Source organism: Embleya sp. L77 (assembly GCF_055557415.1).
This window is the reverse complement of sequence record NZ_CM145709.1, coordinates 3,727,807-3,752,966: the sequence shown is the minus strand read 5'-3', so window position 1 is coordinate 3,752,966 and position 25,160 is coordinate 3,727,807. Positions and strand designations below refer to the sequence as shown.

The 25,160-nt window shown below is 69.1% G+C and carries 21 protein-coding genes; 10 read left to right on the top strand and 11 right to left on the bottom strand.

Annotated features, from left to right (window positions below; all coding sequences use genetic code 11):
- Positions 1 to 73: 73 nt before the first annotated feature.
- On the bottom strand, positions 74 to 952 hold the full coding sequence (locus tag ACZOOI_RS15990) for an alanyl-tRNA editing protein (RefSeq protein WP_465276508.1): 879 nt from the start codon (positions 950 to 952) through the stop codon (positions 74 to 76).
- A 118-nt stretch (positions 953 to 1,070) separates the two neighbouring features.
- Here ACZOOI_RS15990 and ACZOOI_RS15985 point away from each other — a divergent pair, with 118 nt between their 5' ends.
- Complete coding sequence (locus ACZOOI_RS15985; RefSeq protein WP_465276507.1) at positions 1,071 to 1,829, top strand: hypothetical protein; 759 nt, start codon at positions 1,071 to 1,073, stop codon at positions 1,827 to 1,829.
- Between the two features lie 125 nt (positions 1,830 to 1,954).
- On the opposite strand, the gene ACZOOI_RS15980 is transcribed toward ACZOOI_RS15985, so the two are convergent.
- Together ACZOOI_RS15980 and ACZOOI_RS15975 are read right to left on the bottom strand one after the other, a co-directional pair.
- Positions 1,955 to 2,935 (bottom strand): LLM class flavin-dependent oxidoreductase, encoded by a 981-nt coding sequence (locus ACZOOI_RS15980; RefSeq protein ID WP_465276506.1) that lies wholly within the window; start codon positions 2,933 to 2,935, stop codon positions 1,955 to 1,957.
- Positions 2,936 to 3,037: 102 nt separating this feature from the next.
- Positions 3,038 to 3,454 (bottom strand): MarR family winged helix-turn-helix transcriptional regulator, encoded by a 417-nt coding sequence (locus ACZOOI_RS15975; RefSeq protein WP_465276505.1) that lies wholly within the window; start codon positions 3,452 to 3,454, stop codon positions 3,038 to 3,040.
- Positions 3,455 to 3,565: 111 nt separating this feature from the next.
- Between ACZOOI_RS15975 and ACZOOI_RS15970 the strand changes: the two genes are divergently transcribed.
- The 3 genes from ACZOOI_RS15970 (at position 3,566) to ACZOOI_RS15960 (ending at position 6,832) form a co-directional block, all read left to right on the top strand.
- Positions 3,566 to 4,417, top strand: a complete 852-nt coding sequence (locus ACZOOI_RS15970; RefSeq protein ID WP_465276504.1) for an SDR family NAD(P)-dependent oxidoreductase — start codon at positions 3,566 to 3,568, stop codon at positions 4,415 to 4,417.
- An 82-nt stretch (positions 4,418 to 4,499) separates the two neighbouring features.
- Entirely contained in the window at positions 4,500 to 5,423 is a 924-nt protein-coding gene (locus tag ACZOOI_RS15965; protein ID WP_465276503.1) for a TIGR03619 family F420-dependent LLM class oxidoreductase, read from the top strand.
- A gap of 143 nt (positions 5,424 to 5,566) precedes the next feature.
- Positions 5,567 to 6,832, top strand: a complete 1,266-nt coding sequence (locus ACZOOI_RS15960; protein ID WP_465276502.1) for a TerD family protein — start codon at positions 5,567 to 5,569, stop codon at positions 6,830 to 6,832.
- A gap of 107 nt (positions 6,833 to 6,939) precedes the next feature.
- On the opposite strand, the gene ACZOOI_RS15955 is transcribed toward ACZOOI_RS15960, so the two are convergent.
- Both ACZOOI_RS15955 and ACZOOI_RS15950 read right to left on the bottom strand, forming a co-directional pair.
- Entirely contained in the window at positions 6,940 to 7,641 is a 702-nt protein-coding gene (locus tag ACZOOI_RS15955; RefSeq protein WP_465276501.1) for a L,D-transpeptidase, read from the bottom strand.
- 94 nt (positions 7,642 to 7,735) lie between these two features.
- A complete protein-coding gene (locus ACZOOI_RS15950) occupies positions 7,736 to 8,416 on the bottom strand; it encodes an HAD-IA family hydrolase (RefSeq protein ID WP_465276500.1) in 681 nt (226 codons plus the stop codon).
- 220 nt (positions 8,417 to 8,636) lie between these two features.
- Here ACZOOI_RS15950 and ACZOOI_RS15945 point away from each other — a divergent pair, with 220 nt between their 5' ends.
- Both ACZOOI_RS15945 and ACZOOI_RS15940 read left to right on the top strand, forming a co-directional pair.
- Positions 8,637 to 8,957 carry a hypothetical protein gene (locus ACZOOI_RS15945; RefSeq protein ID WP_465276499.1) on the top strand — a complete coding sequence of 107 codons (321 nt, stop codon included), beginning with the start codon at positions 8,637 to 8,639 and terminating at the stop codon, positions 8,955 to 8,957.
- A gap of 42 nt (positions 8,958 to 8,999) precedes the next feature.
- Complete coding sequence (locus tag ACZOOI_RS15940; RefSeq protein WP_465276498.1) at positions 9,000 to 9,785, top strand: phosphotransferase; 786 nt, start codon at positions 9,000 to 9,002, stop codon at positions 9,783 to 9,785.
- Positions 9,786 to 9,963: 178 nt separating this feature from the next.
- Here the strand turns inward: ACZOOI_RS15940 and ACZOOI_RS15935 are convergent, their stop codons facing one another.
- Both ACZOOI_RS15935 and ACZOOI_RS15930 read right to left on the bottom strand, forming a co-directional pair.
- Positions 9,964 to 10,233: a DUF4235 domain-containing protein gene (locus ACZOOI_RS15935; protein WP_465276497.1), complete on the bottom strand. Its 270-nt coding sequence runs from the start codon at positions 10,231 to 10,233 to the stop codon at positions 9,964 to 9,966.
- A gap of 53 nt (positions 10,234 to 10,286) precedes the next feature.
- Positions 10,287 to 11,105, bottom strand: coding sequence for a hypothetical protein (locus tag ACZOOI_RS15930; protein WP_465276496.1), 819 nt, complete (start codon positions 11,103 to 11,105; stop codon positions 10,287 to 10,289).
- Between the two features lie 702 nt (positions 11,106 to 11,807).
- Between ACZOOI_RS15930 and ACZOOI_RS15925 the strand changes: the two genes are divergently transcribed.
- The gene (locus ACZOOI_RS15925; protein WP_465276495.1) at positions 11,808 to 12,434 is read left to right on the top strand and encodes an Ig-like domain-containing protein; all 627 of its coding nucleotides are present in this window, start codon (positions 11,808 to 11,810) and stop codon (positions 12,432 to 12,434) included.
- A 70-nt stretch (positions 12,435 to 12,504) separates the two neighbouring features.
- On the opposite strand, the gene ACZOOI_RS15920 is transcribed toward ACZOOI_RS15925, so the two are convergent.
- The 3 genes from ACZOOI_RS15920 to ACZOOI_RS15910 form a co-directional block, all read right to left on the bottom strand.
- A complete protein-coding gene (locus tag ACZOOI_RS15920) occupies positions 12,505 to 12,699 on the bottom strand; it encodes a DUF5708 family protein (RefSeq protein WP_465276494.1) in 195 nt (64 codons plus the stop codon).
- A gap of 178 nt (positions 12,700 to 12,877) precedes the next feature.
- On the bottom strand, positions 12,878 to 17,914 hold the full coding sequence (locus ACZOOI_RS15915; protein WP_465276493.1) for a DUF3320 domain-containing protein: 5,037 nt from the start codon (positions 17,912 to 17,914) through the stop codon (positions 12,878 to 12,880).
- 764 nt (positions 17,915 to 18,678) lie between these two features.
- Positions 18,679 to 19,866 (bottom strand): restriction endonuclease, SacI family, encoded by a 1,188-nt coding sequence (locus tag ACZOOI_RS15910; RefSeq protein WP_465276492.1) that lies wholly within the window; start codon positions 19,864 to 19,866, stop codon positions 18,679 to 18,681.
- A 157-nt stretch (positions 19,867 to 20,023) separates the two neighbouring features.
- Here ACZOOI_RS15910 and ACZOOI_RS15905 point away from each other — a divergent pair, with 157 nt between their 5' ends.
- A complete protein-coding gene (locus tag ACZOOI_RS15905) occupies positions 20,024 to 21,085 on the top strand; it encodes a DNA cytosine methyltransferase (protein WP_465276491.1) in 1,062 nt (353 codons plus the stop codon).
- Positions 21,086 to 21,368: 283 nt separating this feature from the next.
- On the opposite strand, the gene ACZOOI_RS15900 is transcribed toward ACZOOI_RS15905, so the two are convergent.
- The gene (locus ACZOOI_RS15900; RefSeq protein ID WP_465276490.1) at positions 21,369 to 22,361 is read right to left on the bottom strand and encodes an SEC-C metal-binding domain-containing protein; all 993 of its coding nucleotides are present in this window, start codon (positions 22,359 to 22,361) and stop codon (positions 21,369 to 21,371) included.
- 384 nt (positions 22,362 to 22,745) lie between these two features.
- On the opposite strand from ACZOOI_RS15900, the gene ACZOOI_RS15895 reads away from it, so the two are divergent.
- Together ACZOOI_RS15895 and ACZOOI_RS15890 are read left to right on the top strand one after the other, a co-directional pair.
- Positions 22,746 to 23,837 (top strand): helix-turn-helix domain-containing protein, encoded by a 1,092-nt coding sequence (locus tag ACZOOI_RS15895; protein ID WP_465281210.1) that lies wholly within the window; start codon positions 22,746 to 22,748, stop codon positions 23,835 to 23,837.
- 82 nt (positions 23,838 to 23,919) lie between these two features.
- Positions 23,920 to 25,152, top strand: coding sequence for a helix-turn-helix domain-containing protein (locus ACZOOI_RS15890; RefSeq protein ID WP_465276489.1), 1,233 nt, complete (start codon positions 23,920 to 23,922; stop codon positions 25,150 to 25,152).
- Positions 25,153 to 25,160 lie beyond the last annotated feature (8 nt).

Below are 25,160 nucleotides of genomic sequence, written 5' to 3'. Positions count from 1 at the left end.
ATTCCTTCCGAAGGTAACGTCCGCATCGTGGGACCGGTTCCCGACGGGCGCTGCGGAAGTCCGCGGACGGGTCTCAGGCGCGTTCGGGCCGGGTCAACGCGACGAGTGCGCCGTCCTCGTCCAGGTTCAATTCGATCGTCAGGGCCCGCAGTTCGCCGAGCCGGCCCAGGTGCGAGCCGCCGCACGGGATGTGCGCGTCGCCGTCCGGCAGGCCGCAGTGCCACACCCGACGGGCGGTGAGCGCCGGGCCGGGCACCTCGATCCGCACCTCGGCATCGGTTTTCAGCCATTGCGCCAGCAACGCCTCGACCTCGTCGCGGATGCCGGGCAGGTCCTCGGCCAGGCCGTCCGCGGTGAAGCCCTTCTTGCGCAGCGACTTGCCGATCCGGTAGTCGTCGCGGCTGCCGCCCTCGTCCATCCGGGACGAGGTGATCGCCAGGTTGTCGAAGTCGGGGCGGCCGAGGCTGTCGGTGCGCACCTCCTTGCGCCAGCGCGGCGCGAGCACCGCGTTGAGCGCGAACGCCAGCAGGTGGCACGAGGTGTGCGCGGCGCTGAGCGCGGCCCGACGGTCGGCGTCCACGACCAGTTCGGCGCTCGCCCCGACCAGGTCGCCCGGATCGCCCGGGGCCCGGTCCAGGACGTGCAGCACCAGCCAGGACCAGTCCTCGTCGCCGCGCCGGACCCCGATCGCCTCGCCGACCGCGAACTCGCCGTCCGGGCCGACCGCGCCGGTCACGCAGTCCGACACGACCAACTCCGCGCCCGCCACCCGGATCAGCCCGGTGTCGGCGGGCTGGTCCGGCCAGGTGTGGTCCAGCGGGTGGAACGGCGTCCTGGCCACCACCAGGGCGGTCCGCCCGTCCGGCAGCACGGGCGCGGCCAGGATCGGCGCGTCGCCGGTGATCGCGCCCGCGGGGAAGGTCACCTCGGTGGAGGTCGTGGGGAGAGCCATCTGCGTCCTAACCTCGATTCGATCCGGTCGCCATCGTGCCGGTGCGGCGATGGCGCCGTGCAGTCCATTCGATCATGGACAATCCTCCTCACACAGGAATCGCGAGCAGGGACGGTTTGTGCAACACCACGGCTGGATCTCGACCACGGCGCGGCTGGCGGGCGACACCGAGCCCGGGCCGCACGGTGTCGGCTGGATGCTCGTCGCGTTCATCTTCACGTTCGCGGTGACCCGCCTGATCACCCGGCTGATCCGGGCGGGCAAGGGCCCGTTCCGCAACATGGTGGTGGGCAAGGTGCACGTGCACCACCAGGTGTACGGGATCTTCCTGATGTTGATCGCGGGCGCGCTGGAGTTCGCCTACGAACCGGGCGGCGCGCTGCGTCAGGTGCTCGCCGGGTTCTTCGGGATGGGCGCCGCCCTGACGCTGGACGAATTCGCGCTGCTCGTACACCTGGACGACGTGTACTGGGCGGCGGACGGCCGCAAGTCGGTGGACGCGGTACTGATCACCGCCGCGATGGGACTGCTGCTGTTCGTCGGCGCCAACCCGCTGGGCCTGGGCGACGGCGACAGCAAGCCGGTGGCCGCGACGGTGGTGGTGTTCAACCTGGCCTTCGCACTGTGCGCACTGGCCAAGGGCAAGGTCGCCACCGGACTGATCGGCGTCTTCGTACCGTTCGTCGCGATGGTGTCGGCGATGCGCATCGCCAAGCCCGAATCGCCGTGGGCGCGCTGGCGGTACAAGGAGGGCCCCGGGCGCACCTCGCCGCACGCGGACACCAAGCTGGCCCGCTCGCTGCGCCGCTTCCCGCCAGACCGGCGCACGTGGTGGGACCACACCAAGGACTTCGTCGCGGGCGCACCGCACCGGTGACCGCAGGGGTGACCCTCCGGTGCCGTCCGGTGCGATGGGGTGCGGTGCGGTGCGCACCACGGTGGCGGCACGCGGCCGGCCGATGTCGCCGAAGGGCCGCTGCGGTGCGCACCGCGGTTGCGGCGCTACAGGTTCGGGAGCACCTCGTTCTCGAACAGGCGCAGGCTCTCCCACGCGAGCTCCGGCGCAATGCCGCCCATCATCGGGTGCAGGATCGCGAACGCCGCGTCGCCCTGGGCCTTGAGCTCGGCCACCAGGGTCTCCGGGGTGATCACCCGGTACTGCCCGCCCGCGCGCAGCGCGTCGGCATCGGTGACGCTCGCATAGCCGCCCACGCCCGAGGTGCCCGCCGCGGCCATCGTCTCGCCGTAGGCGTTGACCTCGTGCAGCGCGTGCGGCGCGATCCGGTCCCAGTCCCGGTCGGGGTCGTTCGAGAGGTGGAAGAAGCTGGTGTCGCCGCCGAAGTAGGGACCCGGGTCCTCCTCGCCGAGCTTGACCTTCTCGTCCCGGTAGAACTCCCAGATCGCCGGATTGGACGGCATGAACCCGTCGGCGATGCGCGCGGCGCGGCGCGCGGCGGCCTCGACGCTGCCGCCGAGGATGATCGGCGGGCCACCCTTTTGGAACGGCTCCGGGGTCACCCGCACCGTCCGGCCCCGGAATTCGAACTCCTCGCCCGTCCACGCCTTGCGCAACGTCTCGACGGTCTCCACGGTGCGCTTGACCCGCTCGCGCATCGGCACGTCGTACATCGCGAACTCGGCGTCGACGTAGCCGTTGGTGAGCACCACGTTGACCCGGCCCTGGCTGAGCAGGTCGAGCACCGCGAGTTCCTCGGCCAGGTGCAGCGGATCGTGCAGCGGCGCGGGTATCGCCGCGATGGTCACGCCCATGTTGCGGCTGCGCGCGGTGATCGCGGCGGCGAACTGGAGCGGGGCGGGCAGGTAGCCGTCGGCGAAGCCGTGGTGCTCGGACAGCGTGACCATGAAGAATCCGCGCTGATCGGCCCATTCGACCATGTCGAGTGCCGCCGCGTAGCGCTCCCCCATGCTCGTCCCGGCGAAGGCCGGATTGCGGAAGTCGAAACGCAGCGCGAACACAGCCATGCCGTACTCCTGTCCCCGGCGTCGCCGGGATGAGCGGCGCCGCACTCTCTGATGGGGCGTCAGGTTAGTCGTGCACGTCGAGGAGAACCAGGGCCGGACTCGTCAGCCGGTGCGCAGCGCCCGGTCGAGCAGTACGCGCAGGGCGCGCCGGTCGGCGTCCGGCAGGCCGGCCAGCGGCGGATCACTGGCGAGCGCGGCGAACAGGCGCTCGCGCAATGCGGCGCCGGCCGGGGTGAGTGCGATCAGTTTCGCCCGGCGGTCCCCCGGATGCGGCCGGCGCTCGACCAGGCCGCGGTCCACCAGGCGGTCCACCACGAAGGTCACATTGGGTGGTTCGCAGCACATCCGCCGCCCCAGCTCGCGCATGCCCAGCGGCTCGGCGAGTTCGTGCACCGCGTTCGCCTGGGATGCGGTCAGGCCGACGGAGCCCGCGCACGCGGCGAAGTGCGCGTCCAATCGTGCGGTGGCCGCGTAGAGCAGCGCGGTCAGTCCCGGCAGCTCGCCGTTCCCCGTGGTCATGGCCACACTCTAGCCGAACTTCATTACAGCTCGAATGATTCGAGGTGTAACGTCTGCTCGGAGCTGACACGTCGTCAGTTCTCTTGGTCACCCCGGGAGAGGAACCCGCCCATGCCCGCAATCCTGGCCGGCCGGATGGCCCTGGTCACCGGTGGCAGCGGCGGCATCGGCTCCGCCTGCGCGGCCCGACTGCTGCGCGACGGCTGCTCGGTCACCCTCGCCGCCCGGCGGCCCGATGCCCTTGCCGCGACCGCCGAACGCCTGCGTGCGCAGGCCCCGGCCGGCACCGAGGTGCGCGTCGTCGCGGCGGACGCCTGCAGCACCGACGGGATTCGTGCCGCGGTCCGGGCGGCAGGCCCCGAGCTCGCCGTCTGCGTGGCGACCGTGGGCGGCGGGAGCACCGCACCGATCCTGGCCATGGACGACGACACGTTCCTGGCCGACCTGCACCGCAACACGCACAGCGCGTTCCTGGCGATCAAGTACGCCGCACCCGTGATCGCCGCGCGCGGCGGCGGCGCGATCGTGTGCGTGTCCTCGACCGCGGCCAAGCTGACCATGCCGTTCCTGAGCGGCTACGCGGCCGGGAAGGCGGGCCTGGAAGCGCTGGTCCGGGCCGCCGCGGACGAGTTGGGCGCGGCCGGCGTCCGGGTCAACGCGGTCCGTCCCGGCCTGGTGCGCTCGCACGAGGAGGCCCGGATCTTCCGCGACGACGAGATGATCGCGCGCTTCCTGGCGAACAAACCGCTGGGCCGCACCGGCCTGCCCGAGGACATCGCCGAGGCGGTCCGCCACCTGGCCGGCCCCGAATCGTCCTGGACCACCGGCCAGAGCCTGGCCGTGGACGGCGGCAACGAGCTGCGCCGGGCGCCGTCCTTCGAGAAGTACGCCCGGGCCGCGCTCGGCGACGCGGTGATCGACGCCGCGACGGCCGGCCGCGATCCGTACGCCGAATCGCGCTGAACCACCGGCAGGCCCGGGCCCACCGGCCGCCGACCCACATCGACCCGATCTCGACCCGACCTCGACCCGACGGAGCATCCGCATGACCACCGACGTGCAACTTTCCATCGGCCTGCCGAACTTCGGCACCTGGCCCGCCGGCGACTGGCGCGGCTTCGTGGACGTCGGCCGGGCCGCCGACGACGCGGGAATCGACCGGATCGTCCTGGTCGACCACGTGGTGATGGGCCCCAACACGCAGAACTACACGTGGGGCCGCTTCCCCACGCCGCCCGAGGCGGCCTGGCCCGAGCCGCTCACCCTGCTCGCCGCGATCGCCGCCGTCACCTCGAACGTGCGCCTGGCCACCGGCATCCTGGTCGCCCCGCTGCGCAGCGCCACGCTGCTCGCCAAGACCGCGGCGACGCTGGACCAGGTCTCCGGCGGGCGGCTGGAGTTGGGGGTGGCCACGGGGTGGCAGCGTGAGGAGTACGACGCGGCCGGGATCGACTGGGACGCGCGCGGGCGGCTGCTGACCGACACCCTGGCCGCGTGCAAGGCGCTGTGGACGAACCTGCCCGCGTCCTTCGCGTCCGAGACGGTGAACTTCGCCGACGTCTACTGCGCGCCGCAGCCGGTCCAGGCGGGCGGGGTGCCGCTGTGGATCGGTGGCACGCTGAACAAGCGCAACCTGGCCCGGATCGTGCACAGCGGCGACGGCTGGATTCCGATCATGGGCCTGTCCACCGCCGACATGGCCCGGGACGTGGTCCGCATCCGCGAGGCGCTCGCCGACGCCGGTCGCGACCCGGCGGCGCTGCGGGTGCAGGGCCCGCTGCCGATGGTCAAGGACGACGCCGGGCGCTTCGACCTGGCCCGCACGATGGCCGGTGCGAGCGAGGTGATCGCCGCCGGTGCGACCGCCGTGCACCTGCCCATCCAGGTGTTCTGCTCCGGTCCACAGGACGCGCCCGCGTTCTTCGCCGAGGCCCGGAAGTTGTTCGACAGGGTGGTGTCCGGAGGCTGAGCCCCTCCCGGGTGATGCTTTCCACCTGGGGCTTTACCCCTGCTTGGGGAAAGTTGCCGGATTGCGGAACGTCGTCGGTGGGAGGGTCGTTCCCCTGATCAGGGCGCGAAACGGCGCCTTTGTCCAACGCGGGAGGGCCCTCCATGTCCGACGTCACGCTGCCCACCGGCGCCAACGCGCCCCTGACCGGCGACCGCGCCGAGGTCTCGATCGGGTGGGGCTCGACCGACGTCGTGGACGTGTCCGCCGTGCTGCTGACCGACGCGCACAAGGTACGCACCGACGAGGATCTGGTCTTCTTCAACAATCCGGTCGGCGGCGACGGCGCGGTGCGCACGGCCGCCGGCCCCGCGGGAACCACCCACGTCAGTGTCGAATTGGCCAAGCTGCCCGCCGAGATCGCGCGCGTGGTGGTCGTGGTCAGCTCGGACGCGGACCGCCCCGGGATGACCCTGGGCCAGGTGCCGGGCCTGGGCGCGGTCACCGTGTCCGGGGATGCGCGGATCGGCTACACGCCGGACGCGTTCGCCGGCGGCGAGACGGTCGCGGTCCTGGTCGAGTTGTACCGCCGCGGCGACGCGTGGAAGGTACGCGCGGTCGGTCAGGGCTATGCGAGCGGCCTCGCCGGGCTGGCGACCGACTTCGGCATCTCGGTCGAGGACGAGCCGGAGCCGGAGCCGACCCCCGCTCCTGCCGCGCCCGCGCACGCGATGGTCAAGGAGCCGGCCGCGGCTCCCGCGCCGGCCGCGCCCGCGCCGATCTCGATGGCCAAGGAGCCGCTCGGCCGGGTCGACCTGGCCAAGGGCGGCCGGGCGACGATCAACATGGACAAGGCCGACCGATCGATCACCGTCACCGCGTCGCTGGTCTGGGACGGCGGCGACGACGCGCGCCGCAAGACCGGCGCCGACCTGGACCTGTACGCGCTGTTCGTGCCGCGCTCCAAGGTGGGCGCGAAGAAGGGCGACAAGGACGGGGTGATCTACTACCGCGAGCTCGGCAGCCTGACCGAGGCGCCCTACATCCAACTGGACGGCGACTCGCGCGTGCCCGGCCGGGAGACGGTCCGGATCACCCGCCCCGACGAGCAGGGCTACGTGCTGATCTGCGCGTACAGCGCGGTCGAGAACGGCTTCGGCAGCTTCAAGTCCTACGGCGCGCACGCCGAGGTCACCGACGGCCAGGGCTCCACCGTGAACGTGCCGCTGTTCAACAACAAGCGCGCGGTGTTCTGGGTGGCGATCGCGCTGGTCGACTTCACCGACCCCGACGGGGTCTCGATCCAGCACGTGGAGAAGTACTCGAAGCTGATGCAGGAGCGCCGCCCGATGCTCTACCCGGACGGCACCTTCGAAATGGGCGCGGGCCCGGCGGAGTTCAAGACGGTGCGCTCGCCGCGCGAGCGCTGATCCGGTGGCCCGACAGGGAACTACCGCTCGGTCGTCGTGGCCGAGCGGCAGTCGATCGCGGGGCTCGCCGGGTCGACCGAGCGGTGGACGATCGTCGGGATCCCGGGCTACTTGGCCGAGCGGTAGACGATCACCTTGTCGCCGACGCGGGTCTCGTTGAACAGCCGCTGCACCAGGCCCTTGTCCCGGACGTTCACGCAGCCGTGCGAGGCGCCGTTGTAGCCGTTGGCGGCGAAGTCGGCCGAGTAGTGCACCGCTTGGCCGCCGGAGAAGAACATCGCGAACGGCATCGGCGTGTGGTAGAGCGTCGACACGTGGTCGCGGCTCTTGAAGTTGATGCTGAACGCGCCCTCGCGGGTCGGCGTCTCGGCCGAGCCGAAGCGCACGGCCGTCGAGTACTGGGCCTTGCCGTCGATCACCCAGGTGAGCCGGTCGGTGCGCTTGTCGATGCAGATCGCCCGGCCGGTCAGGCACCGCTCGTCCAGTCCGGCCTGTGCGGCCGGCGGCTTGGGCGAGGCGGGCTTGGTGGTCGGCGGCTTGCTGGTCGGCGGCTTGCTCGTGGCGGGCTTGCTGGTGCTGGGCTTGGCGGACGTGGGGGTGGCGCTGGTCGGCGCACTGGTCGTGGGTGCTGCGGAGGTCGGCGCGGTGCTCTCCGGCGCCGGCGTCACGGGTGCGGACGAGGAGGTGGTGGGCAGCGACGACTGCGCACCGGCCTTCGCGGTCGAGTCACTCGACGAGCCGGAGTTGCAGGCCGACAAGGCCAGGATCGCGGTCACGGTGACCGCGAGGGATATACGAGTCTTCTTCATCGAGTGGTGCCTCTCCCGACCCAAACCCAAATGTGGAGTGTTCCCCGAGTCGTGCACCCTTGTAGACGCCGATGGGGCTCGGGAGGTTGCGTTCCTAGTTTGACCCATTGGTGTGAATGTTCAGCCGGACATGTCCCGCCGTGACCAGTTCGGGATTCACCGGACGCAGATCCGCCGCCCATGCGTCCAGGGCGGCGCCGATCCCGCCCCCGGCCAGGGCCGCACCGATGCCCAGGCACCGCATGCCGGCCGCCTCCGCGGCCCGTACTCCGCTCTCCGCGTCCTCCACGACCAGGCAACGGTCCGGCCGCACACCCAGCAGATCGGCCGCACGCAGGTAGCCCTCGGGGGCCGGCTTGCCCTCGCGGACGTCCTCCGCGGTGACCATGTACACCGGTTCGGGCAACTCCGCCGCGCGCAGTCGGCCACTGGCCACCCGGCGGGTGCCGGACGTGACGACGGCCCAGCGCGCCGCGGGCAGCATCGCCAGCAGGCCGGCCGCGCCGGGCATCGGACAGATGCCGGTGAAGTCCCGTTCCTCGCGCTCGACGATCCACGCCGCCTCGACCTCGGCGTCCAGCGTGGGGGCGACCACGCGCACCAGGTCGATGTCCCGTCGTCCGTAGGAGGCGGCGACGGCCGCGTCCGGATCGACGCCGCGGTCGAGCGCCCACATCCGCAGGATGCGTTCGATCAGGGGATGGGAGTCCACCAGCACGCCGTCGAGATCGAACAGGATCGCGTCGCAGTCGAGCGTCGTGCCGTCGTTCACCATGCGGCCAGGCTGTCAGGAGCGGCGGCGCGCCGTCGAGGCCTTCCCGCCGGATGATCGCGGTGCCGTGCTCAATCACCCGCACAGCTCTGATTCCGCTCCGAATCGACCATCTTCGAACCTGGGTCAACGAGCTCCGTTGCCTAACTGTCACGTTTGCGCCGATCCCTACCGGCTAGGGGGTGACTACGGCCCGGACGCGCTCACCCCCAGGCGGCAAATCATGTACTTGGTTCTCGCTTTGCTGGCTTTGATCGTGATGTTCCTGTTGATACCCGGGCTGGCCTGGTTCGAGGACCGCTTGCTGGGGCCCCAGGGGCCGCCGACCCCGGCAGCCGCGCCGTCGACCACCCGACCGGCGATCGAACCCGCCGCCGCGTCCGCCGCGCCGGCCGCACTCGCGCTGCCCGCCGTGCCTCGGCCGGCCGGGCACACCGTGCGATCGGGTCGAGCCCGCCACGCCCGCCGCCCGACCACCTCCCTGCACGCCTACCGGCACCACATCGGTCGCCGCCGTCCACCCCGAGCCCCGGTCTTTCGTTGACCGCCGGCGCACGTCCCGGAGTCGACCCTGAGCGAGCCCCCCGTGCCGCCGCCCGTGCGGATCGAATCCGTACCGCCCGAACTGGGCTCTCCGCTGGGCGCCGCACCGCTGTCCACCCGCTCCGACGTCTGGCACGTGCTCGGCAGCCGCGCCGACGCGGTGCTCAAACTCGCGACGCCGGACGGGACGGCGCCGGCCAATCCGCGCTACTGGGCCCGCGAGGTCGAGGCGTACGAGAGCGGCTTCGCGGCCGAGGTGTACGCCGCCTACGGCCTGACCGCGCCCAAGGCGCTACGCGCCGACCGGCGCGCAGACGGGTCGGTGGCACTGTGGCTCGACTACGTACGCGGGTGTCCCGGGACCAGGTGGGACCTGAACCGATGGATCGACTTCGCCCGCCGGCTCGGCGCGGCACAGGCCGCGCCCCGACCGGCCGGGCCGTCCTGGCTGTTCGAGCGCCCGCCTCCGGTCGGGCGGCTGGCGGCACGCGCCGCCGAACTGCCGTACGTGCAGTGTCACCTGGATCTACGGCCGGTGGATCTGATCGCGCGGGACGAGGACATCGTGCTGTTGGACTGGTCGCACGCGGGCTACGGGCTGCCGGGCGAGGACCTGGCCGGGCTGATCCTGGCGCATGCGGCCGAACCCGAGTCGGCCTCGGCGCTGGACGCCGTGTTGCCGGCCGAGTACGCGCGGGGCGCGGGCCGGTCGGAGGCGGACGTACGGGTCGCGATCGCCGCGACGGCGCCCATGAAGTACGGGCCCGGCGCGGACGAGGCGACCCGTCGGATGTTGCGGATGTGGACGCGGAGCGCGGCGGCCGGCTGAGGCGGCGAGTTCGCCCGTGCCGCGACACACTCTTCGCCGACTCGGCCGAGCCGGACGACGAGTTCGTCGGCCGGTGGTACCTACTCGCCCCGGGGCAAGGGTGGACGGCCTGCGCACGCGGGGCCCCAGGCGCCGATGGGGCGGGCCTGTGCACCCGCCCCCTCCGATGGCCGATCGTTCAGTGACCCGGCCAGATACCGGTGCCCCGCCTGAACGCCACGGCACCGCCCCGGTTGACGGCGGCGTGCACCACGGCGTAGATCGCGCCCTGAACGGCGGCGGCGGCGAGGATCTCGCCCCAACCCCGGTCGCTGTCCATCGCGTCGGGTGCGTCCTCCTGGTGGGTGAGCAGTTTCCAGGTCTTGTTGAACGCCTTCGTCGCCGCTATCCCGCCCACCACACCGACGAGCATGCCGATCGGGCGGTACATCAACTTTCCGGTACGCATGGCGGACTTGGTGTTCACCGCCTCCGAACGCCCTCTGGCCCCGGATCCGCCGCTCACCGGCGGGACTTTCGAATCGCCCAGATCAGGACTGCGACGGTCGCGACCGCGGCGGCGATCGCGGGCAGCGGGCGCTTGCGGACCTCCGCCGACCCGGTGAGAGTCGCGTGCCGAAGCGGGTCGGGGGTGTGGTCGAAGAGTTGGTCGCGGCCGGTGCGCCCGACCTCGACGGTGCGGTCCTTGGCCTCGACGATCCGGTCGCCGGCCGTCTCACGGACCCGGTCCGCCTTGTGCCCGGCTTGCGCGGCCTTGTGCCGGGCGGCCTCCTTGACCTGATCGCCGGCGTGCGTGGCGGCCTCCTTGAGCTGTTCGGCCCGGTGCAGCGTCGCCTCCTTGGCCCGCTCGGCCCCGTGCTTCGCGGCCTCCTTGGCCTGATCCGCCTTGTGCGCCGTGCTTTCCTTGACTCGCTCGGCTCCGTGCATTGCGGCCTCCTTGGCCTGCTCGGCCTTGTGCGTCGCGGTTTCCTTGGCCTGCTCGGCCCTGTGCGTCGCGGCTTCCTTGGCCCGGCCGGTCGCCCGCTGCGCGCTCTGCTTGGCCCGGTCGACCCGCCGGCCGGTGTTCTCGGTGGCTTCGCCGACCTTTTGGTGCACCTCGGCCGGCAATTCCGCCTGGGTCAACTCCTCGACGGCGTGCGCAACCTGCTCGTGCTTGCGGTTCGGCCGCCGATCCGGCCCGGATTCCCGGTCCGGCTCCTGCCTGGGGAGGCGCGGCTCGCCGAACGCCGCCGCAGCGGGTTCGCTCGGTGGCGCGACGACGGTTTCCTCCGGCTCGCCCGACGCGGACTTGCCGCCGGGGTTCCGGCCTGGGGTACTCATCGGTGCGTACTCCTCTTCACGGTCTCGATGTCCTCGCGCCATCGCCGAGGACCGCGCCCTGCGCCTGCCCGGCGGAAGGCCGGTCATTCGTCCTCGGCGGGCCTTCGACGGCCGGGGCCGTCTCCCCGATCCTGCCGGGGGCGCAGACCCGGCAGGACCGAGGACACGGTCCCGGCGTTCGGTGCGTCGATGCCGGAGTCGGTGTCTCCCGGTCGAGGCTAGAAACAACCGAGCCGCAGATCCGGGAATGTCACCCGGATGCGCGGCGGCGTGTCCGACGGATCACCCGCTCGGCGGGATCGGGGGCGTCGGGACGGGGGCGTTGAGACGGGCCGGGGTCGCGGGCGGGACCGAGCCGTCCACGCGTGTGGGTGAAGCTCGGCGCCGCTCCGCGTGCCGTGTCCCGAACCGGCGGGCATTCGGCACAGGATCGGGCTTCGAGAACGGCTCCCTCGGCCGGCATCGGCTCCGGCGGGCGCCGTCGGACCCACCCGAGATCCGGCCGCGCCCGGATGGCAGTGCCCGGAGGTATGCGTGCCCGCCGTGTCCGGAACACCCGAACCGCCCAGCCGGGTGCATCGAGTCGGGGCGCTACTCACGTGCTGCGCCGTGCTGTTCGGCGCGAGCGCCGGCATCGGACATCCCGCCGCATCCGTGATCCCCATCCCGTCCCTTCCACCCGTCGGGTCCGACCGGCCCAGCGTGTCCGACACCCCCGCCGTATCCGGCCGGCCCGTCGTATTCGGGACGCCCGCCGTATCCGCCGCGGGCCGAGGCGGCGGCCGGACGTGGCCGACCGGCGGACCCGGAACGCTCGTGCCGCCCGCGCCGCGGGCCGTCGCGGACCGGGTCGGCACCCGAACCGGGCAGTCCGTGGACGTCCCGGTCCTGGCCGGGGACACGGGAGAGGGACTGGTCGTGCTGTCGCACACCAACCCCGAGCACGGCCTGGTGCTCGACCTCGACGACTCCCGGGACGCGACCGCGACCGAGTCCGTGTTGCGCTACACGCCGGGGCCGGGCTTCGCCGGTCGGGACGGCTTCCACTACACGGTCGTCGACCGACTCGGTCGGCAGTCCACCGCGAGCGTCCGGATCGACGTGACGGCCGAGCCGGGTGCGGCGGCACGCACGGCCGAGCCACGGCCGGGCAGGATCGGCGCGCATCGCGGCGTGGACGAACTCCGGGCCCCCTCGGCCGTACGGAGGCCGGCCGGACACGACTCGGGCGGCGGGCCGCTGCTCGTGGCCTTCCTGTGCTCGGCCCTGCTCGGCGCGGGCATCCTGGCCTGGGTCGCACACCGTCGACCGGACCGGCGCGTGCACTGAGCCGGGCCGGGGCAGGCCGGTTCCGGTCGGGTCAGGCCGGGTCGGGTCTGTCGGGTGGGGGCTGGTCGGGTCAGGTCTTCCGGGCGTCCTGGGTCAACAGGTACAGCCCGTACAACACTTCGGCGATGCCGACGATCAGCAGCACAACGCCGACCTTCCCAAGCGCGATCACGGGCGTATCCACGTCGTCCGCGAACACCTTCAAGGCACCCCCCACCACCGCACTCGCAAGGCCTGCCGCCAACGAACCACGTGCCTTGGCCACGGTCTTCCTCCTCCACTCGACCTGCGAATACGCCTCCGAGGCTAGATCCGAGTCCCACCCCGACACGCCCTCCACAAGGACGACCCGCCATACACACTTCGGCCCAGGACGGTCCCGATTCCCCGCCCCCCAGCGCGGCCCGGGGACCGGCCGGCGCACCCGGATCGCCCCGGCCTCGTCACCCGACCGCTGTGATGTGCCCGTCCGCCTCCTTCACGCGGCCGCCGCGGCACAGTTCGTCGATGTCGGAGTCCAGGAAGCTGCGGATGTCCCGACCCATGCGGCGCCAGCCGAAGAACTCGCACGCGTGCCGGACCAGTTCGTCCCGCGACATGCCCGGGCACTCCGCGGCCAGTTCGTACAGCGCCAACTGCCGTTCGACGGGAGCAATGTGCGCGGCCTTGCGAGGGGTGTCGCCCTCCGCAGACACGCGGGCGACCGGCTTCTCCCTCCCGACCGCGTCCAGGAAGTCGCCGTCGACCTTCCTGACCCGTCCCGTGCGAACGAGATCGCGCACCACTTCCCGCACGTTGTCACGAATCCTGCTGCCCGCCCGGGCCACGCCCCAGGCTTCCCGGGCGCGCTGCACCAACAGCTCCTCGTGGATGGGTCCCTCGACCCCGACCACCCTGGTCAGGATCTCGCGCAGCGCGGGCCGGGCCTCCGGGGTGTGCAGTTCGTACGGCGAGGACGCGATGGGCTCGTACGTTTCGTACCGGGAACTCCACGGCCGATCGGGCTCGGAATCGACCGGAACACGCTCATGCTCGACGGGTGCCGGCATCGTCGGCGACGCCCCGTTCGCCGGTATCGGGACTCCGGGCAAGGCCGACACGCCGGGGTACACGGCAGGTGCCCCGAGAAGGGGGGCATGCTCCGCCACGTCACCCGCCGCGGCCACCGCCGAAGCCGCCACGACGGCGTGCGGCATCGCTCCCCGCGCGATCGCCGACTCGACCGCCTCACGCAGTCTCAGCTCGGCCGCGGCCCTCCCGCGGTACCAGTCGGTGCCCCAGATGCGGTGGAGTTGCCAGCCCAACCCGGCAAGCACCTCCTCCCGCAGTCGGTCGCGATCCCGAGCCGTCCTCGACGAGTGGTACATCGCACCGTCGCACTCGATGCCCAGTGCGTAGGAACCGGGAAACTCCGGATGGCGCACACCCATGTCGATGCGGTATCCGGCGACGCCGACCTGCGGCTGCACGCGGTAGCCCCAGTCGCGCAGCACCCGGAGCACCGACTCCTCGAACGGGCTGTCCGGTTCCGCGTCGGCCTGTGTCACGTCTTGTGCAAGGACGGCAGGACCGTTCTCGGCGTACTCCAGATAGCGCTTGAGGTGCTGGACGCTCTCGTTCGCGCTGTCGACCAGGCCACTGCCCCGGAAGGAAGCGACCACCTCCATGCGGAAACGCGCCCGGGTGACGGCGACATTGAGGCGGCGCCAACCGCCCCCCTTGTTGATCGGTCCGAAGTTCGTGCCGAACCTGCCGTGCTCGTCGGGGCCGTACCCGATCGACATGATCATCACGTCGCGCTCGTCGCCCTGGACCGATTCGAGGTTCTTGACGAAGAAACCGTCGAGTCGGTCCTCGGTGAAGCAGTGGTCCAGGTCGGGACGCAGCAACCTGGCCTGCTGGACGGCCTGATCAACGGCTGCGGCCTGGGCCTGGGAAAGGGCGACCACGCCCAAGGTGCGGTCGGGTCGGGTGTCGAAGTGATGGATGACCCGCTGGGCGACGAACTCCGCTTCCCTGCGGTTGTCGCGCCGTCCGCCGCGGTCGTACACGCCCTTCGCGTGGAAGAACTCGACGCCGATGTCGTTGCCGTGGTCCAGTGCCCCCGGAAACGTCACCATGGAATTGCCGTAGAAGGACCTGTTGCTGAAGGTGATCAGGTCCTCGTGCCGACTGCGGTAGTGCCAGCGCAGGGACAGCTCCCGCAGGGCCCCTGCCTTGCAGGCGTGCAGCAGTGATTCGAAGGTGTCGGGAACGTCCTCGTCGTACTGATCGGAATCGTCCTCGACCGCCGCGTCGAAGAAGGACGTGGGCGGCAACTGCTTCTCGTCGCCCGCCACGATCAGCGAGCCCGCCCGGTACACACAGTTGATCGCGTCGGCCGGACGGACCTGTGACGCCTCGTCGAAGATCACGACATCGAAGTGATAGTCCGCAGGCAGGAATTGACTCACAGTCAACGGACTCATCATGAAGCACGGCTTGATCAGTCTGACGACTTCGTGGGTCCGGCGGAGCAGTTCCCGAACGGGCAGGTGGCGTCGCTTCAGCTCGGCCTGCCGCTTGATCACCAGGGCCGGCCCGCCGCCGAACCGGCGCGGTCGGCGTGTGTTGCATGCCTCGATCACGGCTCCGCTCGCGGCGGCAACGAGTCGGCGGTCCGCCTCCCGGAAGTCCGCCACCCTGGCGTCCAGGTCTGCGGAGCGGGTGGTGGCGAGCCGAGGATCCGTGGCAAGGAGGTCGTCGGCCCAGCACTTCAGCACCGCCTGCTCCACGACCGCCGGCAACTGCTCGGGGAGCACGCCTCGTTCGACGGCACGCGGAAGGAGTTCATCGATGCCGTGATGCGCCAGGACGTCCAGTCCGGCGCGGTATGCCTGCCATTCCTCCGGACCGCGGGGATCGGCCCGGAGCTCGTCGACGGCCTGCCGGGCCTGATCGAAGGTGCCCGACAGGGCGGAGGACAACCGAACCCGGTGAGGTTCCTCGAACATGTCGAGCAGCGCGGTCGAAGACTCCGACCAGCGCGCGATACGGAGCGTTGCCGCGTCGCACCAGCCCGCCAACGCACCGCGAACGCCGCGGGCCAACAGCTCCGGAACCGGGTCGGGTTCGGCGGCGTCGGCCAGGCGGGAGACGGGCAGGTCCCGGTGGGTGCTCCCGCGGGTGAGTTCCGCTATTCGGTCCGCCATGGCCAACACCACGTTCAGGGACGGCAGGTCGTCCTCGCCGTGAGGGACGTAGGCGCCCAGCACCTCTCGGTGACGTGCCACCTGCAGAGTGATCTCGGCCTCGGCGTTCTGCCAGGTCAGGGCATCGTTGAGGCGATGAGGCAGAGACTTGTCCCAGGCGCCGGCGCGGGTAAGCGCGACCACCGCCGCGCGATCCGCCCGGTATCGGCCGGACAGGCGCCCGAACATACCCCGGTGCCGTTCGGCGAACCTCCCGACCAGCTCGGGCAACTCTTCGGCCTGTAGGACCTGTTCACCGAAGACGTCCTCGGCCGCCGCACGGGCGGCCGCGCGGGCGGCGAGCGCGACCCGGATCTCCCGAGCCGCTCGATGTGCCTCGCGCAGCCCTTCCTCGTCGAACCACCGCGCAGGCGGCCGATCGGCCGCGGATGCCAGGTCGGCGAGTTGCAGCAGGCCGAACGCGGCCTGCATGGTCCCGGGCTCGGGTAGCCCGAACATCTCGGCCAGCCGGGCCAGGCTTGCCGAGACATCGTCCGACAGCCCGCTGCCGGCGGTGCCGACCATGGCCGGGTCCCGTTCGGGCAGGCCTGCTTCCAGCATTCCGACGGCCCGGCGTAAGTCGTGCACGGTGCGCGGTTCGGGAAGGGTGGCCCTGAACGGGCGACGCTCGGCAGCCGTGCACAGGTCGGCAAGGGCGTCGGCGGCCTCGGCGAGAACCGCAGTGGGGGCGGAAGCCCGCTTGAGCCCGCGCCAGACGAACGTCTCACCCTCCGCCGCCGGACGCCAGGCTCGGCCGATGGCACCGGCCGCCTCAACGAGTGACCGAAGGTGTCCGGCCCCGAGCCGTGCGACCGTGTGGGTGCTGCGCGCACCGAGGGCGAGCTGCGGTGTGTCAGCCAGTTCCAGGAGGACCAGGCGGCCCAGGACGTCGTGAAGAGAACGACCGAGCGGTTCACGGGCCTGGTTCATCGCCGCCGCATAGGCGGACAGCTCCTCGCGCAGTCGACGGGCCCGATCGAGTTCGTGCTCGGCCGCGCCGGTGATCCGCACCTCGGTGGTCAGCACCCGTTCGAGCTCCGTCGCCACCGCCTTCTTGCTGGTGTCGCCGCTGTGCAGGGCCATCACGAAGTCACCGAGGCCGACACCTCGCAGCCTGTTGCGGACGACGTCGAGCGCCGCGGCCTTCTCGCTGACGAAGAGAACGGACCGGCCGGCATGCATGAGTGCGGCGATCATGTTGGTGATCGTCTGACTCTTGCCGGTACCGGGCGGACCGCTCATCACGAAGGAACGGCCGTCCAGCGCGGCGGCGATGCACTGTCGCTGCGAGGAGTCCGCGTTCAGCACAAGCGGGGTCCGCTCGGGCAGTTGGATCTCATCGATGCGGTCGATATCGGGCGGCTCGAAGCCGATCAGGTCGTCGGACAGTCCTGCGTCGGGCCCGAGGCCGACGGCTCGCACCAGCGGATGAGCCAGGATGCGTTCTTCGTTCTGCTGGAGGTCCTGATACATGGCCTCCTTGTGCGAGGCGAAGAGGCCGAGGACCACACGCTCGTCGACCGACCAGCCCTCTTGCGTCCGCGCGACTTCCCAGGCGGCCGACAGGACCGCCTCGGGGTCGGCCACGTCACAGTCGGCTACCGGGCCCCAGTCGACACCCAGCCGCTCCAGCTTGACCGCGAGCGCGGGGTTGTGGATCCGGTCCTGGTCCTCCGCGAGGTGCAGCCGCGTCCGCCCCCGGTCGTCTCGGCGAAGCTCCACGGGTACGAGCAGCAACGGAGCGGAACTCGTCTCCTCGGCGCCGGCCTCCCGCCAGTCCAGCATGCCGACGCCCAGCCAGAGCACCCACAAGCCGTAGTCGTTGTACATCTGACCCGACTTCTGCCGCAGCTGGTAGAGCGACGCGTCCAGCCGGGCCTGCGTGTTCTTCTGAGTCACCAGACCGGAGGCGCGTCCGATGCCATCAGTCGCGGTGCCGAGGTCGTACATGAAGAACGTCCCGCTGTCCGGAGCATCCTCCTCTGCCCCCGCGCCCTCATCGACACGTCCGTCGTCCTCGACGGGAGCGAAGGACCAGCCGCGAGCAATTCCGGCCAACACGGCGGAAGCCTCGGGCGCCGTGATCTCCAGAGTGGCGATCCTCGTGTGGCGAAAGTTGAGCAGTCGGTTGCGGCCACCGAGGTCGAGCAGCGAACTGCGCCAACCGCCCAGAACGGCCCTCAGCCGATCAACGGCGAGGTCGTCCCCACCCCCGTGCTGCGCAACTCCGGTCGTTCGCGAACTGGGCATGCAGACGTACCTCCGGAACGAAAACGCGCAGGAGGCAACGCACCTCGCAACCCCCCAGCTGCGGCAAGCAAGTATTCAGTGTCGGCAGCCCGCCACACCAGTCTCGCCGCAGCACTCCCACCCCGCGAAGCAGATGAACATGTACAAAATCCGCCGCGCCCCGCACAAGCCATCCCGCGAGGTCCCGACCACATCGATGCTCGCATCTCGAGCACGACAAAAGGCCAGGTCACATGCTGTGACCTGGCCTTTGTGAGTGAGCCGCCTAAGGGAGTCGAACCCTTGACCTACGCATTACGAGCACCGTAGCGGCAGTCCCTCGCGATGCCAGGCAAGATCACATAGGACCGTTTGGGCTGGTCAGAGGCGATCAGACTCCCAGCCCCGCCCAAGGGATGCCAGTGCATGTCAAGGCATCCGGACACATCCGGGACACATCCGGATGCCCTTTCCATCTGCACAAACGTGGCCTCCGACCGCGAGCGCAACTCCTGCGCTCGCGGTCGGAGAGCCCACCCACGAACCCGTTGCACCCGCACTCCAGCAGCGCCACGCTCGGCCGTAGAGGTGCCGTCGATGAGGACCTCGAAGCAGCAAGGCGCACAGTCGACCCTAGGCTGACCGCTGGGCGCATCACCGGGCCCCAAGACCAGCCGCTCCCTGTAATCGTCGTCAACGCGTGCAGCGAGCGCGGCATCCGAAGCCGCGCAACCAGCCTCCGCCGCCATGCAAACGAAGTATCCCGGGGCCGACTTCAGCCCGACTTAGACCACGTCTGGCTTCAGAGGGGCGGCGGCGAGCATACCCGCCCATTCATGTTGACTGTTCTTGCCGCAGTGGAAGTCCTTCAAGCGCTGTACGAGCAACTGTGGAAAAGACTTAAGGCATTGCTCGAGCGTGAGCGGTGACCACTGAATTGCATTCGCTAGCAGTTGCTCCGGATCGGTGACGATCTCCAATAGAACACCGTTGCGCTCTTGTGCCCTCATTATAAGCTTGTCTTCGTCTAGGTCGGCTTGATTGGGCTCGATTGCGACGTAGAGACCTTTCCCAATCCCCGCCGCTGCGAGCCGTTCGACGAACTGAAGGATCTCACTCTGTGTGACCGTCTTCTGCTTCGCTTCGGCACCGAGTACGACAATCCTTTTAGCTGCGAGTGGAGGTGTAGCCAAATCTTCTGGAAAGATTTCCTCTTGCAACGGGGGCTGTGGCTCAACGGGGACTTCGATAGCAACGTCGCCCGGGACCTTGCGACTCGGGTCATTAATCGCGTCGGCGTACACCATGCCGGGGTGCACCAAGTCTAGACAGGCCGCGAGCAGAGCTTGGCCCCGTCGACCACCCTCACGATTTACGTTGATGAACGCTGCTGCCAGGTGGCTAAGCGCTGGCAGGGTCAGAGCGCTCTCGTCAAGCTTGAGAACCGTAGCCCTATTCCCGTCCTCGATCCGCACTCGGATGAACGCGGCAAGGGCGTACACCGCACTGTCACCTTCGAGGTAGTCCGCCGCCTGAAGGCATCCGATGAGGTACTCAAGCTCCAACCTCGCAGCAGGCTTGCTTTCGGGAATCAACTCCCTTATGACCTGGGGCTTAGCGAAGAAGGGCTGGTTGTTCAGCGGCTCGGCCCCCGTAGTCCGCAGATCGATCTCATGCTCGACACACATCGGCACAAGTACGTCCTTGGCGACGCCGCGAGCTGAGTAACCGCGGTGAACTTTCGTTTGCAGTGCAAGGGCGTTGACATCCTTGTTGGTGGCCTTGGCGAGCAGCGCAGTCCCAAGAAGGGGAGTGTTGGTTGCGTTGGCCGCCTGGCCGACCTGACGGGCACGGGTGATCCACTCACTGGGGAGTTCATCGCCTCCCTTCGCCAAGGCGAGCGCTTCGAGGAACTTTGCACGGGCCTGGCCTTTGTGAACGCTCAGAACCTTCTTGTCCCCACCCTGCGTCATGCCCCTACCTGCCACTTCGTGATCGGCCCGACGTGATGGCGAACAGGCTCCCACACCAGCTCCCGCAACGACACTCCGCGCCCACGCTCCGCCACGAACCGGCTACCCAGGCGGACAGCGTGCCGGGATGTCGGTCCCATCTGGCATTCTGTCCCCTGTGACAAGCCATGGCATCGCGATCTCATTGTTCTCCGGCGCAGGCGGACTCGACCTCGGCGTCGAAGCGGCCGGCTACGAGGTGCGTGCTGCTGTTGAGCACAACGCCGACGCTGTGGCCACGATGGAGAAGAACTTCTCCCACCTCCACTCCGAGGTCATCCAAAGAGATATCCTCGAGGTATCAACCAAAGATCTCATGAGCGCCGCCGGACTCAAGGGGAAAGAACGTCCGGATTTGCTGGTCGGCGGACCTCCATGCACTCCATTTTCCAAGTCTGGTTTTTGGCTTGAATACAAACGCAAAGGGCTCGATCCCGGCGCTTCTCTCTTGCAGTCCTATACACGAGTTCTCCGCGAGGCAAAACCGCAAGCTTTCGTACTGGAAAATGTCTATGCACTCACATTCAACAACAAGGCATCTCGCCCTGCATACGAGCGCTTGCTTAGGGAGATCGACGAGGCCGGGTACGTCTGTGAGGCGAAGGTCCTAAATGCTGCGGACTACGGCGTTCCGCAGTCCCGGCCACGACTCTTCCTTATTGGAGTACCAAAGGGCAAAGTCGCGCCACAGCACCCGGAGGCCACCCACGGCGGAAAGTGGGAACGCCGCACTACTGGATCCGAAGAACGGGCTCATGTTACGACGGGCCAGGCACTCGCCGGGCTCGAGGCTGAACCAGAACCTGGCGAGGTTGTTGCGGGTAAGTATGGGCATCTTTTGCCGGACATCCCACCCGGCGAGAACTATCTTCATTACACTGAAGAACGGGGTCATGATAACCCCGAATTTAAATGGCGATCTAAGTATTGGTCGTTCTTGCTGAAGCTAGATCCAAACCGCCCGTCTCCAACTATCCAAGCTCAGCCCGGGCCGTACATTGGGCCTTTCCACTGGGATAATCGACGCCTGCGCGTTGCGGAGATGAAGCGGCTTTTCACATTCCCTGATGATTTCGAGTTCGTAGGGAAGCGTAACTCGGTTCAGGCTCAGCTAGGGAACTGCGTCCCCCCCCTTCTCGCGGAACGCGTCGTACGTGCGGTAGCGGAGCAGGTCAACTAGTCGGGCGCCGCTGCCGGGGGGATCTGGGGCGTCTTCGGGCCGTGACCGGGAGGGGTGTGCGGCAGGTGACGCAGATGCAGGTCCAGCAGTCAGCAGGCTCTGGAAGTCGTCGAGGACCTGGTAGAGCGTGAGGCTGGCCGTCACTGCTTTGGGGCAAAGTAGTCGTTCTCGGCAGGTGCTGCCAATCGTGCTGGCCAAACCGATCACGACTGGTACATGTTCTCCTCTGCAAGGATAGAAAACCTCGATCTGCCGACTCACAACACGAACGGCAAGGAAGCAATCACGTCGTGGGCAGGGGGATGCCCGATGGATGGCAGCGACGGGCCTTGCGATCAGATCCGCAGGGGCACGGATCATTCTTCGAGACAGCTCGTCCCGGGCCCTTGGGTTGCTCGGGCCGAGGCTCGGCGACACCGTGACGGCGCCGACCCAGCCTCTGCCACTCGGCCAGGAGCGGCGGAATGTCGTCCTCCCGCTCTACAAGCCACTCGGCAACAGCACGCGTCGCAGGGTCCTCGGCAGTCACGGCCAAGTCCCTACAGACAGCCGAATCGAGCACGGTCATCTTTGCCATCGTCTTGTACCCGCCATCATCGAACGCCTTCAAAGCCCTGAGCTTGAAAACGTTCGGCAAGTACGCAGCACCTGCGATGACAGCAGCCCCCGTAACCACGTGGCCGTCCTCTGTGCTGTTGAAGAGCGCCACCAACTCCTGCTCTGCCGAGGTGAGCCGGATGGCCTCCTCTGCCGCAAGCAGTTCACGATAGCGATCCGCCAACTCGCCGGGCTTCTCGTAGGAGAAGGAGGCCGAGTTCCCCTTTAGCGTGAAGTGCAGGACGTGCATGCCTCGTTGCAGACGAGACTCGAAAGCGGTCAACCGCGTCGTCTGGTCGAAGCCCTCGAAGGTGATCGACGGCTCCCTGCGCGCACCGCTGCGGACATCGTCTCCGAACCGCGCCTGCGGGGAGGACATGAACGGGCAGACTTGTGCGGAGTAGACCGCACAAATCTCGTGTACGGGGGCTTCACTAAAGAAGGGTGAGCTGATGGACATCCCGGGGACGAAGTGCTCCCACCGCAGCTCGTTCCCAAACGGCAAACCGCAGACCCCACACCAGTCGAACGTTGCCAAAGCCAGCTTGCGGCGCTCGCTGATCGCGCCGAAGTTGATCTCACCATCACCGCGGTCGACCGTCGCGATGATCGGGTAGCCGCGCTTGTCACGCGGAAGGTGACCCAGACGGTGCGGCAGAGCTACAGCGGTCGGTTTCATCAATCCCCCAGGCGTGTTTCACCGATCCCGGCAGCCTAGGGACACAACCAACTGTGTGCACCCATGTCCTTCGTATTGCTCAGCGCTCGCCCCCACGGCACGAACGCGTTGCCCATGGAGCACACGATTAGGCACGAGCCGTCAAGGTTGCTGCGCACATCTCGGGTTGGTCTTCCAAGGCCACATTCGCGCGCAGCGCGGGGCAGCCCGTCCGTGTACACACGGCTGCTTGAGGCAGGCTCGTAACGTGATCCGGAGACCCAGCCGCTTCACGCTGGTTGATCACTACTGTGTCGTGCTGCCTGACGAGGATTGACACCCTCGGGGACGCGTCAGCCGGGCCAGCGGCTGCCCGGTGTGGATGGGATGGAGCCAGGCGTGGTGATGGTGGGTCCGATCGGTGGGCGGGTCGCCGTGTGGCGTGGGCGGCGTGGTCTCAGTGCTGCGGCGTTGGCTGCGGTTTCCGGTGAGAATCACCCATCCATCTACGCCATCGAGAACGGCGACGAGTGGGTGGATCGGCGCGGGCTACTTGCCGATTGGGCCGAGGCACTTCGACTGGACCCGGTGGAGCTAACCGGGCAGCCATATCCACCAACGGGGGTGGAGCACGCAGCGGTTCGTGCGGTGGCCTATCAGCTTCGACGGATGCTGGACGAATCGGGCCCGGTAGTCGAGCCGATCGAGATGGATCACACCATCACCCTGGCCGACGAGATCCGGCTGGCCGAGCATCGCGGAGACGAGTTGAGCGTGGCGCAGGATCTCCCCTCGGTGATCGCGGGCGTAGATCACCTCGCAGCCGAAGCGTCGGGAGCGGCGGCCGAGCGATTGGAGGGTGTACGCGTGGACGTACACGTCGCCGCGTCCGGATTGTTGCGACGGCTGGGTTACCGGGATCTAGCGTGGCTGCTTCTGCATCGGGCGGCGCCCGGTCGGGCCGAGCCTGTGGCGGTGCTGGCCGAGGAGGTCCGGTTGCTGCTTGATCTGGGGTGGCCGGAGTACGCCCTCGCTCGTGCCGCGCGGGTGCCGGCCAACAGCGAGCTGAACCTGTTGATGGCTTCTGCTCACGCGATGGCCGGTCGCCCCGAACCAGCCCACGAACTGTTGGACGCATGCGTCCTGGACGTGGAGACCCCGCAATGCCAAGCCGCGGTCGCCGGATCGCGGGTGACGGTCGCCGTGGAAACACGAGAGTTCGAGCGTGCGACTCGGCTCTACGACGCCGTGGAATTGGATGCCCTTGGCCCGGCCGATCGGGTCGTGTTGTCGATCTCTGCCTCTTCAGCGTTCGCCAGGACCGGTGATATGCGTCGGGCGGTGGAGTTGTTGGTCGGCGCCCACGAACAGGCCCCTCTGCGCCTCGCGTTGGATCCGTTCGCGCGAGAGTTGCTCGCCGCGCTTCCCGAACGCATCGCAGACCCGACGGTGGCCGGGAAGCTACGCAATATCGCCGTGCTCGCTGGGGTGTCGTGACCATCGTGTGGATTGGGCAACCTCGCCTTAAAGGGCCACCTTTCGGCCTACGCTTCGACGTGGCCACAACTCAGGGGGCGCGATGAACGACGGGTCGCCGCAGCAGGTTGGCAAGCGGTTGAAGGCCGTGCGACTTCAACGTGGACTGTCCCTACGGACGTTGGCCGGGCTTGCTGGCATCTCGATCGGCATGTTGTCGATGTTGGAGAACGGGCAGCGCAAGCTGGAGCGCACCGGCCACGTCCTCGCGCTCGCCTCCGCGCTCCAGGTTGCCCCCGCGGAGTTGACCGGGCAGCCGTTCGCGCCCGTCGATCCCAGCGCCACCAGCGCCCACGAGGCGATTCCGACGCTGCGGCTTGCGCTCCTGGGAGTTCATCTCGCTGCCCCGCCCGATCGTCCCGCATCGCCGACGAGGCTCCTGGCGGCGCGTGTGGTTGAGGCGAACCGGATGTACCACGCGTGTGAGTACGACGTCCTGGCCCAGCTCCTGCCGGCACTTCTCGGCGACCTGCACGCCGCAGCGGAAGCCGCCGACGGTGGTCATCGGCCCGGCCTCCTGAGACTCCTCGCCGATACCTACCACCCGGCCTGCACGCTGCTGTTGAAGACTCTGGGGTACACCGACCTGGCGTTCATCGCGGTGACGCGGGCAGCCGATGCGATCGAGCAGCTCGACGACCCCGTCTATCACGCGTTGTCGGGCTTCTTCCACACCCACGTTCTGATGGCCGCCGGGAGTCCGGATCAGGCTCTGACACGCGCAACGCGGGCGGCCGACGAGGTGGAGCGCCATCTGTCCGGAGCCGATGGGCACGCCTTACTGGGAGAACTGCACCTGATTCGCGCTACCTGCCTGACACAGGACACGAAACGCTCCGGCCGCGACCAGACCCGAGAGGTCCAGGCGCACTTGGCCGAGGCTGCGGATCTGGCCGCACGCACCGGTGAGACGAAGGCGTGGCACCTCAACTTCGGGCCGACCAACGTCGGCATCCACCAGGTCAGCCTCAACACCGACCTCGGACGCCACGGTCAAGCGGTGTCCGCCGGCGGAGCCGTCACGCCGCAGGTGCTCGCGGCGCCGGGGCGACAGGCCGCATTCCACAGCGACCTCGGCCGTTCGCTGTCCCACCTGCGCGGTCGCAGTGCGGACGCGGTGGGCGAACTCCTGACGGCCGAACGGATCGCCCCTCAGCGCGTCCACGCGAACGTGCTGGTCCGCGAAGCCGTCGCCGACCTGATGGGCCGCCAACTCCCCGCTCACGCCGCGCGCGACCTGCGGGGTCTCGCCCACCGCATGGGGCTCGCTTCATAACCTGAGCC